The sequence below is a fragment of the Cellulomonas timonensis genome (genome assembly GCF_900046455.1).
GTDB lineage: Bacteria > Actinomycetota > Actinomycetes > Actinomycetales > Cellulomonadaceae > Cellulomonas_A > Cellulomonas_A timonensis.
Window position 1 is genome coordinate 443,888 of record NZ_FCOT01000012.1, and the last position, 18,327, is coordinate 462,214.

16 protein-coding genes and 1 tRNA gene are annotated in these 18,327 nt (G+C 72.9%); 9 read left to right on the forward strand and 8 right to left on the reverse strand.

Features of this window, described 5'->3' with window-relative positions; all coding sequences use genetic code 11:
• Positions 1 to 181: 181 nt before the first annotated feature.
• Positions 182 to 1,327, reverse strand: coding sequence for a sensor histidine kinase (locus tag BN3788_RS10480; protein WP_066585462.1), 1,146 nt, complete (start codon positions 1,325 to 1,327; stop codon positions 182 to 184).
• Positions 1,328 to 1,403: 76 nt separating this feature from the next.
• Here BN3788_RS10480 and BN3788_RS10485 point away from each other — a divergent pair, with 76 nt between their 5' ends.
• Positions 1,404 to 2,075 (forward strand): response regulator transcription factor, encoded by a 672-nt coding sequence (locus tag BN3788_RS10485; RefSeq protein ID WP_066587055.1) that lies wholly within the window; start codon positions 1,404 to 1,406, stop codon positions 2,073 to 2,075.
• Positions 2,076 to 2,306: 231 nt separating this feature from the next.
• Entirely contained in the window at positions 2,307 to 2,678 is a 372-nt protein-coding gene (locus BN3788_RS10490) for a hypothetical protein (protein WP_066585466.1), read from the forward strand.
• A gap of 40 nt (positions 2,679 to 2,718) precedes the next feature.
• On the opposite strand, the gene BN3788_RS10495 is transcribed toward BN3788_RS10490, so the two are convergent.
• From BN3788_RS10495 to BN3788_RS10520, 6 genes are all read right to left on the reverse strand, one after another.
• Positions 2,719 to 3,834 carry a hypothetical protein gene (locus BN3788_RS10495; RefSeq protein ID WP_147525108.1) on the reverse strand — a complete coding sequence of 372 codons (1,116 nt, stop codon included), beginning with the start codon at positions 3,832 to 3,834 and terminating at the stop codon, positions 2,719 to 2,721.
• Between the two features lie 52 nt (positions 3,835 to 3,886).
• Complete coding sequence (locus tag BN3788_RS10500; protein ID WP_066585470.1) at positions 3,887 to 4,852, reverse strand: quinone oxidoreductase family protein; 966 nt, start codon at positions 4,850 to 4,852, stop codon at positions 3,887 to 3,889.
• Between the two features lie 118 nt (positions 4,853 to 4,970).
• A tRNA-Thr gene (locus BN3788_RS10505) sits at positions 4,971 to 5,044 on the reverse strand.
• A 96-nt stretch (positions 5,045 to 5,140) separates the two neighbouring features.
• Positions 5,141 to 6,016, reverse strand: coding sequence for a DsbA family protein (locus BN3788_RS10510; RefSeq protein WP_066585478.1), 876 nt, complete (start codon positions 6,014 to 6,016; stop codon positions 5,141 to 5,143).
• A 40-nt stretch (positions 6,017 to 6,056) separates the two neighbouring features.
• On the reverse strand, positions 6,057 to 6,575 hold the full coding sequence (locus BN3788_RS10515; protein WP_066585488.1) for a hypothetical protein: 519 nt from the start codon (positions 6,573 to 6,575) through the stop codon (positions 6,057 to 6,059).
• A 40-nt stretch (positions 6,576 to 6,615) separates the two neighbouring features.
• Complete coding sequence (locus BN3788_RS10520; RefSeq protein ID WP_066585490.1) at positions 6,616 to 8,547, reverse strand: protein kinase domain-containing protein; 1,932 nt, start codon at positions 8,545 to 8,547, stop codon at positions 6,616 to 6,618.
• Between the two features lie 118 nt (positions 8,548 to 8,665).
• Here BN3788_RS10520 and BN3788_RS10525 point away from each other — a divergent pair, with 118 nt between their 5' ends.
• The 7 genes from BN3788_RS10525 to BN3788_RS10555 all read left to right on the forward strand — a co-directional run bounded on the left by BN3788_RS10525 (position 8,666) and on the right by BN3788_RS10555 (position 17,230).
• The gene (locus tag BN3788_RS10525; protein WP_066585500.1) at positions 8,666 to 10,135 is read left to right on the forward strand and encodes an alpha,alpha-trehalose-phosphate synthase (UDP-forming); all 1,470 of its coding nucleotides are present in this window, start codon (positions 8,666 to 8,668) and stop codon (positions 10,133 to 10,135) included.
• Complete coding sequence (gene otsB, locus BN3788_RS10530) at positions 10,128 to 10,922, forward strand: trehalose-phosphatase (protein WP_066585503.1); 795 nt, start codon at positions 10,128 to 10,130, stop codon at positions 10,920 to 10,922. Before BN3788_RS10525 ends, otsB begins: the two co-directional genes overlap by 8 nt.
• 65 nt (positions 10,923 to 10,987) lie before the next feature.
• The gene (locus BN3788_RS10535; RefSeq protein WP_066585506.1) at positions 10,988 to 12,562 is read left to right on the forward strand and encodes an outer membrane protein assembly factor BamB family protein; all 1,575 of its coding nucleotides are present in this window, start codon (positions 10,988 to 10,990) and stop codon (positions 12,560 to 12,562) included.
• Positions 12,563 to 12,564: 2 nt separating this feature from the next.
• Positions 12,565 to 14,112, forward strand: a complete 1,548-nt coding sequence (locus BN3788_RS10540; RefSeq protein WP_066585507.1) for a PQQ-binding-like beta-propeller repeat protein — start codon at positions 12,565 to 12,567, stop codon at positions 14,110 to 14,112.
• Positions 14,113 to 14,283: 171 nt separating this feature from the next.
• Entirely contained in the window at positions 14,284 to 15,411 is a 1,128-nt protein-coding gene (locus BN3788_RS10545) for an ABC transporter ATP-binding protein (RefSeq protein WP_066585509.1), read from the forward strand.
• A gap of 114 nt (positions 15,412 to 15,525) precedes the next feature.
• Entirely contained in the window at positions 15,526 to 16,821 is a 1,296-nt protein-coding gene (locus tag BN3788_RS10550) for a DUF4032 domain-containing protein (protein ID WP_066585512.1), read from the forward strand.
• 13 nt (positions 16,822 to 16,834) lie between these two features.
• The gene (locus BN3788_RS10555; RefSeq protein WP_147525109.1) at positions 16,835 to 17,230 is read left to right on the forward strand and encodes a hypothetical protein; all 396 of its coding nucleotides are present in this window, start codon (positions 16,835 to 16,837) and stop codon (positions 17,228 to 17,230) included.
• Between the two features lie 21 nt (positions 17,231 to 17,251).
• Here BN3788_RS10555 and BN3788_RS10560 read toward each other — a convergent pair whose 3' ends face one another.
• On the reverse strand, positions 17,252 to 18,229 hold the full coding sequence (locus BN3788_RS10560; RefSeq protein WP_315969756.1) for an ABC transporter substrate-binding protein: 978 nt from the start codon (positions 18,227 to 18,229) through the stop codon (positions 17,252 to 17,254).
• Positions 18,230 to 18,327 lie beyond the last annotated feature (98 nt).

An 18,327-nucleotide genomic window follows, 5' to 3' on the forward strand; every position in this document is an offset into this window, starting at 1 on the left:
GGGACGAACTGTTGAAGCTGGCAAAACGCGACGCTAGGCGCGTCGAGATGGCCTCACAGGAGCGCGCCTAGGTGCTGGCACCTGAGGCTAGCGAATAGTCCGGATCTTTCACCCGGCCGATATCGGGCGAACCTCGCGATCCACTCAGGAGTTTTACCGAGGGCGGACGCCGATTCCGCCGTCAGGCCTTCGCCGTGACCCGCGCCACCGGGACGCGGGCCCGCAGGGTGGCGCCCCGACCCCGGGTCGAGGTGAGGGTGAGCTCTCCACCGACCAGCGCGAGCCGGTCCCGCAGGCGGGCGGTCCCCGACGCGGGGCCCGCGTCCACGGCGTCGAACCCTGCGCCGTCGTCGACGACCTCCACCGCCAGCGCCATCCCCTCCAGATCGACCCGGACCTGCAGCGTGCCGGCGCCCCCGTGCCGCAGCGCGTTGGTCAGCGCCTCTTCCACGACGCGCACCACGAGCAGCCGCTCCGTCTGGGTGAGCGCCGGGGACGCCGGATCGTCGAGCAGCCGCACCTCGGGTGAGACCTGCAACCGGGTGCCGATGCTCGCGGGGATGCGACCCAGCAGCGACCGCAGCGCCGGGACCATGCCCACCTCGAGGCCGTCGGGGTACAGCAGCCGGCTGGTCTCGCGCACATCCCCCTCGCGGATCTGCTCGATCTGCGCGCGGATGTCCTGCAGCGCCTCGACGTCGGCTGCGCTCGTGGCGCCTGCGGCCAGGTGGCCCTGGATGATGTCGAGCCGCGCCACGATCAGCACCAGCCGCTGCTGCAGGCTGCCGTGCAGGCCTTCCGCCACCTCGCGTCGGACCCGCACCTCCTCGTTCTGCAACGCCGCCAACGCCAGCTCGATCTGGATGCGTCCCTCGGCCGCGACTTGCGCCTGCACGCGGAGCCGCCGGCGCGACACCATGAACGCCACCCCCATGGCGCCAGCCACCGACGCCGCGCCCAGGCCGCTGAAGAACTCGACCAGGACGGACTGGAGCGGACTGTGGGCGTCGTAGATCCCGACCGCGCGCTGGGCCAGCGACCGCGCCCCCGCGCCGAGCACCGCGGCGGCCAGGGCGCGGGCGAGCATGTTCCACTGCGACCGCTCCGCATGCACCCGCAGCGCCGCAATAGCCGCCAAGACGCCGGCGACCCCCACCAGGTTCGCCACCAGGCGCGGCACTGCCCCTCCAACGCCGAACGGGCCCGCGGAGAACACGTACGCGGTCTGCACCGCGGCCCCCACCCCGAACACGACCAGGATCGTCGCGACGGCGACCAAGAGCGCGTGCAGATCCGTCGCGTCGTCGATCTGGCGGCGGAACGGCATGGGCGCCTCGCATCCCGTGGGGGCGTCAGCGGCGCGCTTCGGCTCGCTGACCTGGTCGCCGACGATACTGGGAGGCGTGACACAGACCGATCACCGGCTGATCCGTGTCGGGATCGTCGAAGACCAGCCGCTCTTCCGCTCGATGCTCGAGCTGACCCTCGCCGGCGTGCCAGGGCTGCAGGTCATCGCCGCCGTCGGCACCGTCGCCGCGGCCAACCAGGCGTTCCGGCCCGGCGTCGTCGACGTGGCGCTGCTCGACATCGACCTGCCCGACGGCAACGGCATCGCGCTGGGAGTCACGCTGCGCCGCGCGCAGCCCCGCCTGGGCATCCTGCTGCTGTCCGCGCACGACGCGATGGACCTGCTGCTCGACCTGCCGCCGGACGTGGCCTCCGGCTGGAGTTACCTGAGCAAGACCTCCTCGACCAGCACGGACGAGCTCGTCCGCGCGGTGCGGGCCACCGCCGCGGGCCACACGACGCTTGACCCGGCCCTGCTCGACCGGATGGAGCCGCGCGCGGGGTCATCGGTGGCGCGGCTCACCGACCGGCAGTACCGGGTGCTGCGGCTGCTCGCGCGCGGGCTGTCCAATGCGGGCATCGGCGAAGAGCTCGGCATCGCCGAGAAGTCCGTGCAGAACCACATCAACACGATCTACGCGGCACTGGGCATCGACGCCGATCCGGCGCGGAACCCCCGGGTGACGGCGGCCCTGCGGCTGCTGGAGGAGATCGGGCCCGCAGCCTGAGCCGCCGCCCGCAGCGCCCGGCGGGCGGGCTCCCCAGAGGCGGCGCCCATCGGCGCGTGGCATGGTCGTCGACATGAAAGCGACCGCCATGCTGCTCGGCGGAGCGCTCCTGGCAGTGGGCGTCATCGCGGGCTGCGGCCCGAACGACGCCGAGCCCCGCCCCGCCACCGCCAGCCCCCCGGCTGGCGGCATGAGCACTCCCCCCGCCCCCCCCCCCCCCCGGCTGGCGGCATGAGCACTCCCCCCGCCTCCGAGGCCGACTGGCCCGACCCGCTCGACCTCGCCACCGCGACCCAAGGCCAGCACAACCCGCTGTCCGTCGCGTGGATCGCCGTGGCCACCCTCGGCACGGACGACCTCGACGCCACACTGAACCCCGCGAGCGCGGAGCTCGAGGCGGTCGGCTACGACGGCTCGCAGTGGCCCCTGAGCTGCCAGTACGCCGCCTACGCGGCGCTGGGCGTGACCGACGGGCCGAGCACCGAGTTCGGCGTGGGGGTCGTGTTCACCACACATGCCGACGCCGTGGCCTTCGACGAGCTGTGGACGGGGTCGATGCTGGGCATCGTGGACGGGGACGTCTTCTGCGACCTGGGCGGCTGAGCCGGAGAACTGTCGGGGACAGCGCGCCGCCTGCACCGCGTCAGGGCGTGCCGTCAGCCGGTCGCCAGGCCCAGCCCTCCCGGGCCCAGGCGCTCCGAGCGGCGCTCTCACGCAGTGAGTCAGTGAGCCACCAGGTGGCGTCCGGGCACCAGCCGGCCAGCGTCGTCGCCTCCCCGGGAGTCACCGGCACCGGCATCCCAGAGGTCAGCAGCCAGCCGAGGACGCTCACGTGCACGCCGTCATAGGCCTCGGCCACGGCCGCCCAGTCGGGAATCAGCCAGGCGCCCTCGCGCGCGTCCACTGCCTCGAACCAGTCGGGCTGCCGTGAGGCCGTCACGTCCAGCGGGAACGCCGCCACCAACGCGGCCCAGTCCTGCGGGCCCGTGATCTCCAGCACCCGGGCGGCCGGGTCGACGGCGCACGGCACGACATCCGCTGACTCCCACCCCTCCTCGTCCTCCGTGAGCCACAACGCGGCGGACCCCTCGCCTGGCAGTTCCCGTGTCGTCATATCCAGCCCGGCGAGCGCGGGGGTGGCCCACCACATGCCGCCCATCCGGCGATACGGGCGCCCTGCGCGCTCCTGTGCGAACTGCCGCTCCTGGTGCAGCACTGACTCGCGCCACCGGCTGAGGCGGCCAGCGGGCTCGTCGGCCCGCGTGTCGGGCGGCACCCCTGCGAACGCGGTGCGGACCTGGGCGTCGCGGTCGAGTGGCGCCGACCACCACGCGGCCTCCGGCGCGGCCAGCACCGCCTCGGCGATCGGGCGCAGCAACGCGCTGACGTGAGGGTCGGCGAGCACGACGTCCTCGGCGTGCGGCGGCTGCCAGTACATGGCGGAGGTCACGGTGTCGGCCAGTGCCGGCAGCAGTCCCCCGATGTGGGTGGCGCTCGCCTCGGCGGCCGCGGTGAGCGCCTCGTCGAGCGTCGGCGCCGGGAGAGGCGCGCCAGCGTCCGGCCCCGCCGAGCGGACGAACGAGACGGCCGAGACACCGGGGGTCCCCCGCAACTCGTCCACCCGCCGAGCCGCATCGAAGACCGCGGCCCGCACCTCGGCGCCGTGGGGCCCCCGTTGCGCGACCTCGAAGCAGAGCCGCCGGCCGCGCACGCATGTCAGCAGGTCCGCGCCGGTGGTCATGACGCCACTGTTCGTCATGACGTCACTGTAGGGAGCCCGCGACGCGCGAGCGTCGCCGCAGTGGCCGGCGTCACCGCGTCGGGGTGACCACCACGCGCATGCCCGAGGGGACCGACTCGGTCCACACCCGCTCGACGTCGGCCAGCCCCACCGCCTGGACCCCCACGGTGAACGCCCCCGCGTCGATCCACCGCGCGAGGTCCCCCAGCTCCGCCTCCATCGCGTCAGGCGACACCGACCCCTGGCCGCTGCCCAGCACCCGCAGGTTCACCCGGCGCAGTCCCGCCGCCGGCAGCGTGATGTCAGGCCCCGCCACGGACCCGATCTGCACCCAGTCGATCCGCCGGGCAGGATCGGACCGATGCGCGACGACCGCCGCCATCGCGTCCTGCGTCGGCTGGCCCCACAGGTAGTCGAGCGCCACGTCCACCTCGGCAGCGGCGCGCCCCACAGCCTGCGCGGCCTCACCGGGGTCGCCGTCGAGCGGGACGACGACGTCGGCGCCCACGTCCCTGAGCCCCTCAAGCCGGGCCGCCCCACGGCCGACCGCCGTGACCGTTCCCGCCCCGAGCTCCTTGGCGACCTGGATCGCGAGCTGGCCCGCACTGCCCGTGGCCCCGAAGACCAGCACCCCCTGCCGCTGCCGGAACGCGACCCGACGGCGCAGCGCCACCCACGAGGACATCGCCGGGTTCATCGCGGCGGCCACCCGCAGTGGGTCGGCGTCATCCGGCAGCGTCACGGCGCGCCGCATGTCGATCGCCACCCGCTCGGCCATCGAGCCCTGCGTGGCCCCGGGCGGCAGCAGGAAGTACACCAGCGAGCCGTCGTCCCGGCGCCCCACCCCGTCGATCCCCGGGATCAGCGGGAGCACGCCCGTCGAGGTGTAGTGCGACCCGTCCGCCTGCGAGCGCACCCGTCGGTGCAGGCCCGCCGCCAGGACGTCCACGACCTCCTGGTGCTCGCCCGGCTCCGGCTCGGGCACGTCCGCGCATCGGGGCGGCCGGTCGAATGACGTCACCACTGCCGCGCGCATGGGCCCTCCGAGGACGTCGATCCATGACCGCCGTGCCGGATCCGGGGCGGGCTCGGACCTGACACCTCAGACGGTAGACCCGGTGCGCCGGAGCGCACGCCGAGCGGAGGAGAGTGGGAGCCCCCTACCGGATTCGAACCGGTGACCCCCTGTTTACAAGACAGGTGCTCTGGCCAACTGAGCTAAGGAGGCGTGGCGCCGAGGCGCCGTCGCGGGGCCGTGGTGACGGTCCGCGACGGGGACGACGCCGGCCCAGCCTACCGAGCCGGCGCCGTCCCGTGTGCACGGTCAGCTCTTCGCGGCCTCCACGGCCTCGATGAGCTTGCCGTCGATGCGCCAGTCGTAGACCGACGTGTCGAGCGGCTTGCCGTCGATCACGATGGTCGGCGTCGCCAGGTTGGTGCCGGCGGCCTCGAGGTCGTCACCGGCCTGCTGCGTCAGAGCGGAGACGTACGGGGCGTAGACCCGCCACGGGTTGTCGCCGTCGGTCTCGGTGAACACGGCGATGACGTCGTCGGGGACGCCTGCCTCGCGGGCGATCTCAGCGATCTGCTCGTCGCTCAGGCCGCCGGTGCCCTCCTCGGGCTGGTTGGCGAACATGGCGTCGTTGAACGCGAGGAACTTGTCCGGCGCGAGGTCCGCGACGGCCGCGGCGGCGTTGGCCGCGCGGGTCGAGAACGCGGTGCCGTTGGACGCCCGGTCGAGGATCGAGATCGGGTGGTAGACGACTGTGACGTCGCCGCTGGCCCGCAGCTCCTCGAGCTGGTGGGCGTTGGCCTCCTCGAAGGTGCCGCAGACGGGGCACATGTAGTCGAGGTACACGTCGACGACGGTGCCGCCGTCGGCGGTCGTCCCGGCGACGTCCTCGCTGGCCACGGGGATGCCGCCGTTGCTGGGCTGCGCGGTGGACGGCTCCTTCACCTCGGAGAGGGTCACCGGGTCGCCGGTGTAGGCGGCCTCGGACGCGGTGCTGCTGTCGGACTGCTGGGACATGATCATCGCGATGACCACGGCGAGCACGGCGAGGGCGGCGACGAGGCCGCTGATCGCCACGATGCGGTTGCGCTTCTCGCGCTTGGCCTGCTCCTGCTTGAGCTGCAGGGCCTTGACGCGGGCGTCGTCGCGTCGCTGCGCCTTACTGGGTCGGGGGTCGTTGGTCGGCATGGTCCTGCTTCCGGTGCGATGGGGACGTGCGGTCGGCTGCTCAGGCGAGCCGGAGCGGCGGACCTCGTCGAGGCGGGCTGGCCAGCCGGACGGAGCGCAGCCGGGCGACAGGTCCCGCGGCGGCGGCCGACAGCGCGCGGGTGAGGACGTGGGGCGCCGACGGGCGCGGCAGGCGGTGCAGCACCGCGCGCAGCAGGTGGCCAGCGGCGGTGACGACGCGCACGAGCAGCGCGGTGAGGCCGATCCCGCAGGCGCCGAGCGCCGCGTGCGCGGCGAGCACCGGGACGGCCAGGCTCATCACCAACACGGCGCGGTGCGCGCCCGCCGGGTCCATCGCGAGGCTCCCGTCGGGGCAGTCGGCACTCCCCTGCAGCAGCGCGAGCCGCACGCCCAGCATGGCCAGGGGCCCGTCGGCGCTGGTGCAGGCGTGCAGCAGCACTCGTCCGCCAACGATGACGCGCGTGAGCGCGACAGCCCCGATGAGGACGACCGTGAGCGCGCTGACGTCCCGCGCGAGCATGCGCGGGGCGGCGGCGAGGCGCGCACGGGCAGCGGTCATGCGGCCAGGGTACGGGGTGCTCCTGGCACCGCTGAAGGGCCTAACGGGAGGTCGTGCCACCCAACGGCGCGGACAGCCGCACGTCCGGCAGCTCCACCTCGGGCAGGCCGACCTCGGGCAGTGGCGCCCAGTGGATCGGCTCCTCCGACAGGAGCTGCGCGGCGAGCACCGCCGTCACCGCCAGGGTGATGAGCACGAGCACCGTCGCGCCGCGCCGTCCGGGCGCCACGACGGCCAGCAGCCGACGAGTCCCGGTCCGGGTGAGCCCGGACATCGGCCCCCACCACAGCAGGATCAGGCCGAGCAGGAACGTCCCGCCGATGATCGCGGACGCGACGAGCCCATCGGGCGCCTGGCCGGGAGCCGTGGCGCCCGGCGTCCACCGGCCGCTGCCGATGAGCCACCACAGCGCCCCCAGCACGATGACCACGGCGCTGGCGGCGACCACCACCGACGGCAGCAGGCCCACCACGGCGCGCAGCAGGTGCCACGGGCTGCTCACCACCGCCACCAGCGCGTCGCTGCCCCGCACGCCCTTGCGCTCACGGCGCCTGTGCATCGCCTCGACGGTGGATCCGAAGGTCCGGGCCAGCACCAGCGCCACCGCGAGCGCGATGAGCGTCACCCCGGGGTACGTCATGGCGCCGACCACGGCGAGCAGCCCGAGCGCGAGCACGGTTCCCCAGCGGCGGCGGGCCGGCGGGCGCGTGTACCCATCCTCGCCTTCGGGGTAGGCGTCGTCCGAGTACTCGCCGCTCTCGCCGCCCAGCGGCCACTGGCCCTTGTCGTGGCCGTCCCAGTCGCCCCCGCCGTCGGCGCGGTAGTCGTCGTGGCCGTAGTCGTCGTGGCCGTAGTCGTCGTACGCCTGCTCTTGACGCGGCGGCGCCCTGAACACCGCGGTGTCGGCGGGCTGGTCGGCGCGCGGGTAGGCAGACTCTCGACGCACCCCGCGCTGCACCGGGTACACCTGGGTGCCCCCTGCGGCGGCGCCCGCCCCCCACACGGCAGTGCTGTCGGCGTCCTGCGCGGGCAGCCGTTGGGTGGCGGGGTCCGCGTCGAGCCGCTGTGTGGCCTGCGCCGAGGAGAGCAGCTCGGTGTCATCCGCGTCGCCCGCGTGCAGCACCACAGTCTCGGCGCCCGCCGCGGCGGGCCGGGGCACGTCACCGGTGGCGGCGGCCTCGTGCAGTTCGTCGACGAGCTCGGCGGGTGGCAGCCGGTCGGCGGGCTCCCCCGCGAGCGCGCGTCCCAGGGCGGCAGCGGTGCGCGGCCCCAGCCCTTCGAGGTCGGCCTCCCCGGAGCGGGCCCGGGCGATGACGGCGGCCAGCGGGCGCAGCCCGAACGGCGGGCGGCCGGTCGCGGCGAAGGCGAGCAGCGCGGCCCAGCCCCACCAGTCCGTCTCGGGGGTGGGCTCGGCGTCGTCGAGCAGCTCGGGCGCGAGGTAGCCGGGGGTGCCGATCACCAGGCCCGTGGACGTGATGCGGGGGTCGTCGGCGGCCTGCGCGATGCCGAAGTCGATGAGCACCGGGCCGCTGTCGGTGACCAGCACGTTGCTGGGCTTGAGGTCGCGGTGGACGACCCCGGCCTCGTGCACGGCCGCCAGCGCGTCGTGCAGGCCGTCCGCGAACTCCGCGAGCTGGTGGAGGTCGAGCGGGCCGTTGTCCCGGACGTGGTCCTCGAGGTTCCGGCCGGCGACGAGCTCGGTGACGATGAACGCCTCGGTGGAGTCAGCCTCGGCGTCGAGCACCGCGGCGACGGCGGGGTGGCGCAGCCGGTGCAGGGCCACGACCTCACGGCGGAGCCGGTCGCGGGCTGCGGGGTCCGCTCCGACGTGCGGGTGCAGCAGTTTGAGGGCGACCGCGTTGCCCGCGCCGTCGAGCGCCCTGTACACCGTGCCCATGCCCCCGGAGCCGAGAGGGGCCACCACCGTGTAGCCGCCCACCTCGGACCCCGGCTCCAGTCCGATGCGCTCCATGCATCGACGGTATCCGCGCCGGGCCGGCGCCGCTCGCAGCCGCGCTCGACGAGGAGGCCGAGCGAGACATCCCAGGTCACGCTAGGGTCGAGAGAACCCCAAGAAGGAGTGTGCCTCGGTGGGATCTGCCGGTTATGACCTGGTCGTCGTCGCGAATCGCCTCCCGGTCGATGTGACAATCGGCCCGGAGGGCGACGTGTCATGGGACCGCTCCCCTGGCGGCCTGGTGACGGCGATGGAGCCGGTCATGGTCGAGGCCAATGGCGCATGGGTGGGCTGGAGCGGCGCCCCCGACGTCGAGCTCGAGCCCTTCGACACCGACGGCATGCGCCTGGTGCCGGTGCCGCTCTCGGAGGCCGAGGTCGCCGACTATTACGAGGGCTTCTCCAACGACAGCCTGTGGCCGCTTTACCACGACGTCATCGAGCCGCCCACGTTCCACCGGCAGTGGTGGGAGGTGTACCGCAAGGTCAACCAGCGGTTCGCTGAGGCTGCTGCCGCCCAGGTGGCGCCCGGTGGCACCGTGTGGGTGCACGACTACCAGCTCCAGCTCGTCCCGCGCATGCTCCGCGAGCTGCGCCCCGACGTGCGCATCGGCTTCTTCAACCACATCCCCTTCCCGCCGCTGGAGCTGTTCGCCCAGCTCCCCTGGCGCACCGCCGTGGTCGAGGGCCTGCTGGGCGCCGACCTCATCGGCTTCCAGCGCGCGGGCGACGCGCAGAACTTCGTGCGCGTGGTGCGCCGGCTCACCGACCTCACCACCCGCGGCCAGATGATCACCGTGCCCGCCGAGGGCGACCGCCCCGAGCGGCACGTCCGGGCCATGCCGTTCCCCATCTCGATCGACTCGAAGAAGTTCGACGAGCTGGCTCGCACCCCCGAGGTGCAGGCCCGCGCCAAGGAGATCCGCGCCGAGCTCGGCGACCCCGACATCGTGCTGCTCGGGGTGGACCGCCTCGACTACACCAAGGGCATCCGGCACCGGATCAAGGCGTTCGGCGAGCTGCTCGAGGACGGCCGGCTCAGCGTCCCGGAGACCGTGCTGGTGCAGGTCGCCAGTCCCAGCCGGGAGAACGTGGGCGCCTACCAGCAGCTGCGCGAGCACGTGGAGCTGCTGGTGGGGCGCATCAATGGCGACCTCGGCGAGTTGGGCCGCCCGGCGGTCCACTACCTGCACCACTCGTACCCCATGGAGGAGATGGCCGCGCTGTACCTCGCGGCCGACGTCATGCTCGTCACCGCGCTGCGGGACGGGATGAACCTCGTCGCCAAGGAGTACGTCGCGGCCCGCTCCGACGATCGCGGCGCCCTGGTGCTCAGCGAGTTCACCGGCGCGGCCGACGAGCTGACCAGCTCCATCCTGGTCAACCCGCATGACATCGCGGGCCTGAAGAACGCGATGGTCTACGCCGCCAACATCGACCCGCGCGAGGCGCGCAAGCGCATGCGCCGACTGCGCCGCAAGGTGCTGGAGAACGACGTCGCGGCGTGGTCGCACTCGTTCCTGTCGGCGCTGGCCGCGGTCCCGGCCCCGCAGGCCGCCGAGGAGGCGCCGCCCGCGCAGCAGATCCAGGAGACCCATGTCTGAGGCCCATGACCCCACCGCCGCCCTGTCCGCCCTCGCGGCCGACAGGGCCCGGCGGCCCGTGCTGCTCGCCCTCGACTTCGACGGCACCCTGGCGCCATTGCAGGACGACCCGGCGGCCTCGCGCATCCTGCCCGACGGGGTCGGCGTGCTGGCCGACCTCGCCGCGACCGACGGCATCGTCCTCGCGCTCGTCTCAGGCCGCGCGATGGCGGACCTGCACATCCTCGCGGAGGTCCCCGTCGGCACGCTCTTCGTGGGCAGCCACGGCGCCGAGCGCGCCCGTGTGACAGCGCACGGGCTGGACCGCGACGTCGTGCGCCTCACCGACGAGCAGGCGGACCGGCTGGCGGCGCTAGGCGCCGAGGCCGCGGCGGTGGCCCGTGGGCGTGAGGGCGTCTGGGTGGAGACGAAGCCCACCGCCGTGGTGGTGCACACCCGCCTGGCCGACCCCGAGGTCGCGCAGGCCGCCGAGCACGAGTCCCTCGCCCTCGGCGCACGGCTGGAGACCGGGGTGATCCACGGCAAGGCAGTCGTCGAGCTCACCGTGCTGCACGCCAGCAAGGGCGAGGCCCTCACCGCGCTGCGGGAGGAGATCGGGGCGCCCGTCGTCATCTACGCGGGTGACGACGTGACCGACGAGCGGGCATTCGCCGCGCTCGGGGCCGACGACGTCACCATCAAGGTGGGGCCCGGCGACACCGGCGCGCGATACCGCCTCGACAGCCCCGAGGACGTCGTGGCGGCGCTGGCAAAGTTCCGCGACGAGCTGGCGGCTGCGGCCGGCTGAGCGACAGCGCGAATCCCTTCCCCGGTTCCGCGACGCGGACCGGCGGGCATGGGTAGCGTGCCGGGATGACCAGGCCGCACCAGCTGCAGCCCGTCGCCCTCGACGAAGAGGGCAGCGGGTTCCCGGGCGGCGTTCACGACGACCGCCCCGACGCCGGCCCGGGATCTGAGGGCGGCAACGGCTGGCGGCGTGCCGCACGACGCGGGTGGCCCATCGCCGCGGTGCTGGTCGTGGCCATGGCGCTGGGCGGCGCCCAACTGGTGCTCGACGCCCGGGAGCAAGGGCGGCTCAACCGGCTCCACGCGGTGCCGGGGGTGCTCGCCGCCGTCGACCCGTCCACCCTGCGCGAACTGTGGAGCAGTGAGACTCGCAGCTCCTTCATCGGTGGCGTGGTGGTCGGTGACGACCTTGTCGAAAGCGCGGCGTCACCCGACGGGACCCAGGTCGTCCAGCGCCTCGAGGGGGGCACCGGCGCTGTGCTGTGGTCTGTGCCCGTCACCTCGCCGGACCCGGAGCTGGCGAAGGCGATCACCTCCATCGGGTACTGGTTCGCGCCGGGCTGCCAGCCGGTCCCCGACCACACCTTCGTCTGGTGCACCGTGGGGGACGAATACCTCGAGTTCGATCCCGATCCCACGTCGTGGCCCGAGGCTGGCAGGACCCGGGTCGTGGTGGTCGATGCCGCGACAGGCGCCCGGGTGGGCGAATATGAGCCCGCGTCGACCGACTCCTTCGCAGCGCTCGGCGAGACCCTCCTCATCTGCTCGACGGCTGCTGATGGCGCCGTGAGCGTCCAGGCGTGGGACCTGCGATCTGAGCAGCCTGTGTGGCAGAGCCCGCTGCCCGCGTCCTCGGCCGCCGCCACCGACGATGAGCCCGAGCCCCTCACCCAGCCGGGCCCGGCCGCCTGGGTCGGGACGCAGGGCGACAAGATCGTCGTCCAGGGACGGCGTGACGTCTGGATCCTGTCGGAGGACGGGCAGGTGCAGCAGGCGTTTCCCCTCGCCCACGACCGGACGAGCCTCACGATGCTCCGGGACCGGCTGTGGTCCAAGCTCGACTACAGTTCCGACCTCCCCGTGATGTCCCTGCTGCTCGCCGACGGGTCGTGGACCGAGCCGGTCGCGGAGGAGCCGGTGTCGCTGACTGTCGACGACGGCTCGGTGAGGGACCTCTGCTTCACGAGCGCACGCGGCCGACTCCGCGCCATCGACTGCGAGACCGCCGCCGAGACGTGGGAGCGCCCGTCCGCGGGGAGCACCTCGGGGCTGCTGCTCGACGGGACCCTCTACACGGCGACCAGCACCCAGATCAGCGCGATCGACGCCGTGACCGGCGACCTGCGGTGGCAGGCCGTGCGCGATGCGACGGTGTCGACCACCCCGGACCGAGTGCTCTCCGACGGCCAGAGCCTCCTCCTGCTGGAGCAGGCGCCAGCACCCGAGGGCGAGGACCGCTCGCAAGGACAGATCGAGATCGTGGCCCTGTCGATGGCGGACGGCTCGCTGTCGTGGCGGAGCCCGCTCGAAGAGCAGGGTTCCGCCTACGACTGGTTCTCCATGTCCGCGCTGGGCGACCGCCTCGCCATCACCACCAGCGACGGCAACAGCAGCACCACACGCGTGTACGGCAGCCGATGAGGATGCTGCCCGTCGTCCTCGAGGACGGCGACGACGCCGCGTCGGCGCGCGTCGCCGCACAGGGGCCCGTCGCGGCGGATGGCCCATCGCAGCGCCGACAGCTGCGCTGGTGGCCCGTCGCGGCGGTGGCGGCCGTCGCCCTGGTGGGCGGCCAGGCGGCGCTCGACCAGCGCGAGCGCGCCGCGCTCGGCCGCCTCCGTGACCTTCCCGGCGTACTGCTCCCGCTCGACGAGTCGGTGCGCGAGCTGTGGCGCACCGACGACCTCAGCGGGATGCCGGGCGCGGGTGTCGGGTCGGACCTCGCGCTCGGCGTCATGCGGCCCGACGGCTCCCAGGCGGTCCGACTCGTCGACGGGGCCACCGGCGACGTGCGGTGGGAGGTGCCCGTCACCGGCGCCGAGACCACTCCCCCCGCCGAGCAGGAACGCGCCTGGAGCGGCCCGTCCTGCGCCCAGGCCACGGACGGCCTGCTGGCGTGCCAGGTAGCCGACCAGTACGAGGCGGTCAACGACCCGGCGACGCTGCTTCGATCACCGGAGCCCGGCATGCCCGCTCCCACGAGGACCCGGTGGGTGGTGATCGACGTGGACGCGGAGCGGGTCGTCGCCGAGCACCCGGGGCCGCTCCACAGCCCGGCGGCGGTGACCGGCGATCTCTTCGTGGTCAGCACCACCACGGCGGACCAGGCAGTCGTCGTCGAGGCCAGGGACCTGCGGACCGGCGACGTGCGGTGGCGCCAGCCCCTGGCCGAGGCCCCCGCAGAAGACGAGGCGGTCACGGGCAGTCCGCACGCACGGGATGCCTCCGCCGCCTCGACCCGGCTCTCAGCGCTCCCCGACGGCCGTCTCCTCGTCCACCATCAGCAGACCGACTGGGTCCTGTCGGCCAGCGGCGACGTCCTTCACACCATCGCCCAGCCCCAGCAGGAGTCGATGCTGCAGCATGTGCGGGAATCGACATTCGTCATCTCGCCACTGGACGCCGTCGGCACGTCCTCCCTCATCCACCCGGATGGCTCGCGCACCCGGGCGCGTGGGTGGCCACTGACGTTGTCCGTCGACGACGGCTCGGCGCCTGGGCAGTGCTTCCTCAACAACGGCGGGCTCCTGGTCGTGGACTGCGCCACTGGCGCGCCGCTCTGGGACGCCGGCTCCATCCAGCCCGGCGCCGGCATCCTGCTCGACGGGATCCTGTACCTCACGTCCGGCGCCTGGATCGTCGCCGTCGACACCGCGCAGGGCCGGACGCTGTGGACGTGGGAGCGCGGGGACCGCGGCGTCTACTGGGAGAGCATCTTCACCGACGGCCGCGACCTCTACGTCGTGGACTGGCAGGCGGATGCCGGCGCCCCGACCGGTGACCGTGACGCGACCGGCTCCTTCCATGTCGTCGCGCTCTCCACTGAAGACGGCTCCGAGTTGTGGGCGGCGCCACTCGACGTGCACGCCCGGCCCTCGGACGTCTGGGCGACGGTGCTCGCCGGGCGCCTCCTCGTCCGGGAGATGTCCGCCGACGGCGACTCGCCGATCCGCCTCTTCGGCAACCGATGACCACTCGCGAGCAGGTCATTTCCCCCTTCGGTCATGTGGCAGGATGGGCCGCGGACCGCAGGCTTCAACGTCGAACGACGATGGCCGCCTTCGGACTGTGTCAGCGGCGACACTTCTGACACCTTTCACAACGGATCGTCCGGCACGTACCTGCCGGTGAAGGGAACTGACATGGCTACGGTCACGTTCGACAACGCCACCCGGGTCTACCCCGGCACGGAGCGTCCCGCGGTGGACGCCCTCAACCTCCACGTCGAAGACGGCGAGTTCCTCGTCCTCGTCGGCCCCTCCGGCTGCGGCAAGTCGACCTCGCTCCGCATGCTCGCGGGCCTCGAGGACGTCAACGGCGGGCGCATCCTCATCGGTGACCGCGACGTCACCGACGTGCAGCCCAAGGACCGCGACATCGCGATGGTCTTCCAGAACTACGCGCTGTACCCGCACATGACGGTTGCCGACAACATGGGCTTCGCGCTCAAGATCGCCGGCACGCCGAAGGCGGAGATCCGCGCCCGTGTCGAGGAGGCCGCCAAGATCCTCGACCTCACCGAGTACCTCGACCGCAAGCCGAAGGCCCTCTCGGGTGGCCAGCGCCAGCGTGTCGCGATGGGCCGCGCGATCGTGCGCCAGCCGCAGGTGTTCCTCATGGACGAGCCGCTGTCGAACCTTGACGCCAAGCTCCGCGTCCAGACGCGTACGCAGATCGCGTCGCTGCAGCGCCGCCTGGGCGTCACCACGGTCTACGTCACGCACGACCAGACCGAGGCCCTGACCATGGGCGACCGCATCGCGGTCCTCAAGGACGGCCTGCTCCAGCAGGTCGGCACGCCGCGCGACATGTACGACACCCCGAAGAACGTCTTCGTCGCCGGCTTCATCGGCTCCCCGGCCATGAACATCGGCACGTTCGCGGTGCTCGAGGGCTACGCCCAGGTCGGCCGCGCCCGCATCGCCGTCCCGCGCCAGGTCATCACCGACCTCCAGCCCGAGGACAAGAACCAGATCACCATCGGGTTCCGCCCCGAGTCGCTCGACGTGGTGCCCGAGGGCACGCCGGACGCGATCCCGGTCGTCGTGAACCTCGTGGAGGAGCTCGGCTCCGACGCGTTCGTCTACGGCGCCCTGACCAACGAGTTCGGCGCCGCCGAGTCCGTGCACTCCGGCGCCGGCGACGCGCAGATCATCGTGCGCGTCGACCCGCGTCAGGTGCCCGGCAAGGGCGAGACGATCTGGGTTCGCATCCGCACCGGCGAGCAGCACCTGTTCCACGCCGGCTCGGGCGAGCGCATCGCCGTCTGACCACCACGCACCACACCTGAGGGCGGGGCCGGCTGCTGCCGGGCCCGCCCTCGGGCGTTCCACGCTGATGAACCTGTGCGCACCGCACCAGTTGTCTCTGAGAGGATCGAGGCCATGAGTCCCCGCCCGCAGCGGTTGCAGATCACCGCCGCGTCCCCCGATCCGGCCCTGCTCGACCTTCCGTGGCACATCCCGCTCGAGGACTGGCCCGCCGAGAACCTCGCCGCGCTCCCCCGCGGCATCTCGCGGCACATCGTGCGCTTCGCCCGCCTGTCCGGTCGCGTCATCGCGATCAAGGAGATCGGCGAGAGCGTCGCGTACCGCGAGTACGAGCTGCTGCGCCAGCTCAACCGGCTCGACGTGCCCTGTGTGGAGCCCGTGGGCGTCATCACCGGCCGCGCGACGCCCGAGGGCGAGCCGCTGGAGGCGGTGCTCATCACCAAGCACCTGCAGTTCTCGCTGCCGTACCGCGCGCTGTTCAGCCAGACACTGCGCCCCGACACCGCCACGCGCCTCATCGACGCCCTCGCGGTGCTCCTCGTGCGCCTGCACCTCATCGGGTTCTACTGGGGTGACGTGTCCCTGTCGAACACCCTGTTCCGCCGCGACGCCGAGACGTTCGCCGCGTACCTGGTCGACGCCGAGACGGGCGACCTGCACGACACGCTCACCGAGGGGCAGCGCGCCTACGACCTCGAGGTCGCGCGGGTGAACATCATCGGCGAGCTCATGGACCTGCAGGCCGGGGAGTTCCTCGAGGACGACGTCGACGCGATCGCCATCGGCGAGATGCTGGTCGAGAGGTACACCGAGCTGTGGACCACGCTCACCGACGCCGAGTCCTTCGGCCTGGACGACCGGTGGCGGGTGCAGGCGCGCATCGAGCGCCTCAACGACCTCGGGTTCGACGTGGGCGAGCTCGACATCACCACCGACGTGGGCGGCACCACCGTCAGCATCCAGCCCAAGGTCGTCGACGCCGGTCACCACTCACGGCGGTTGATGCGCCTGACCGGGCTCGACGTGCAGGAGAACCAGGCACGCCGGCTGCTCAACGACCTCGACTCCTTCCGCGCCGCCACGCACCGGCAGGGCGAGGACGAGTCCTTCGTCGCGCATGACTGGCTCACCGAGGTCTTCGAGCCCGCGGTGCGCGCCGTCCCCCGTGATCTGCGGCTCAAGCTGGAGCCCGCGCAGGTCTTCCACGAGCTGCTGGACCACCGCTGGTTCCTGTCCCAGCAGCAGCGCCGGGACGTGCCAATGCATGAGGCGACCCGCTCCTACGTCGAGAACATCCTGCCGGGCCGTCCGGACGAGCAGGCCATCCTCGGGGTCAGCGCCGCCGACCTGCGGGAGGACCCGACGGGCTCCCTCCCCGCCGTCGACGACGCGCCGTCGTCGAACGACTGAGCGACTCGGCGGGATGACCACGCCCGGGGGCAGGCCCTCCACCCAGCGTGTGGTGGTGGTGTGGACTGTCGTCACGGCAGTCGCCGTGATGCTGGCGATCGCCACTGTCGCCTCAGCGCCTCTGGACCGGTCCCCCTCGCGCGGGTGCGCGAGTCGGGCCAGCGAGATCCCGGAGCGCTATCAGGACTTCACCGTGGTGCAGGGGACGCGGATGTGGTTCCCCTTCGGGGTGGCCTGCGAATGGACCTCGAGCGCGGGCACATACCGCGCGGGGCCTGGCTGGTCGGTGACCCTGGCGCTGTTCGGCCCGCTCCTGACCGGTAGCGGCATGCTGGCCCATGCGGCGGTCGCCTCCAACCGTGGCCACGCACGCGAGGACGAGGCCGTGGCCTCGCCCTCGCGGCGCTGACTGGCCCGCGAGGGCGCGGGCTCAGCTCGTCTTGGGCAGGCCCGGCGGGTTGGTCTCCGGCTTCTCGATGGCCTCGTCCTGCAGGCCCCAACGCTCGAGCACCTGGGTGTAGGTGCCGTCCTCGAAGACGTGCTCGAGCGCGGCGGTCACCGCAGGCGCCAGGTCGGCGCCCTTGAGGGTGGCCACAGCGATCTGCGCGGTGAGAGGCCAGCCGCCGTTCAGCGTCCCCGCCACTCGGAAGTCCTGCGGTGAGGACGCCGCCGTGAACGCGAGGGACGCGTTCGGGCCCACGTAGGCGTCGAGGCGCCCGGACTGCAGCGCGAGGAGCGCGTCGCTCAGGTTCTCGAAGTACTCCGGCTCGCCGCCCGCGATCGGGTCGAGTCCCTTCTCGATGTTCTCCTCGTTCCACGCCAGCAGGATCTTCTCCTGGTTGGTGCCCGATCCGACCGCCACCTTGAGCCCGGCGATGTCGGCCGGCTCGGTGATCGACTCGACATCGCCATCCGTCCCGACGATCCAGCCGAGCTGGTCGTTGCGGTAGGACGAGAAGTCGTACAGTTCCTTGCGCTCCTCGGTGACGGTCACGTTGGAGATGACGGCGTCCACGTCCTGCGACTGGAGGGCCAGCGGCCAGTCGGCCCAGGCGCGCACCTCGAGCTGGAGCTCGAGGCCGAGCGCGTCGGCGACGAGCTGGGCGATGTCCGTCTCGTTGCCGATCGCCGTCTTCTCGTCGTCGGCGAGGAACGTCAGCGGCGCGCTGCCGCCTGCGCTCGTGGCGACCTTGAGCACGCCGCGCTCGGCGATCGCGGCGGGCAGCAGCGCGATCGCGTCCGGGTCCTCGGTGCTGCGCACGCGGTTCTGCTCGGGGCTGGTGCTGATCTCCAGGCCCACGGCCTCGGCCTTCGCAGAGGTGTCGTCGGCTGCGGCGTCGTCCGTGCCCGCCTGGGCGCCGGCGCACGCGGCGAGCGCCAGCAGGGGCACGACGGCCAGTGCGGTCACGAGCCTTGCTCGTCGGGTCGATGCGGTCACGGGTTGCTCACTTTCGGTGGGGTGGGGAAACAGCGGGTGGCACGCGGCGCGCGCTCACCCCTCGGGGC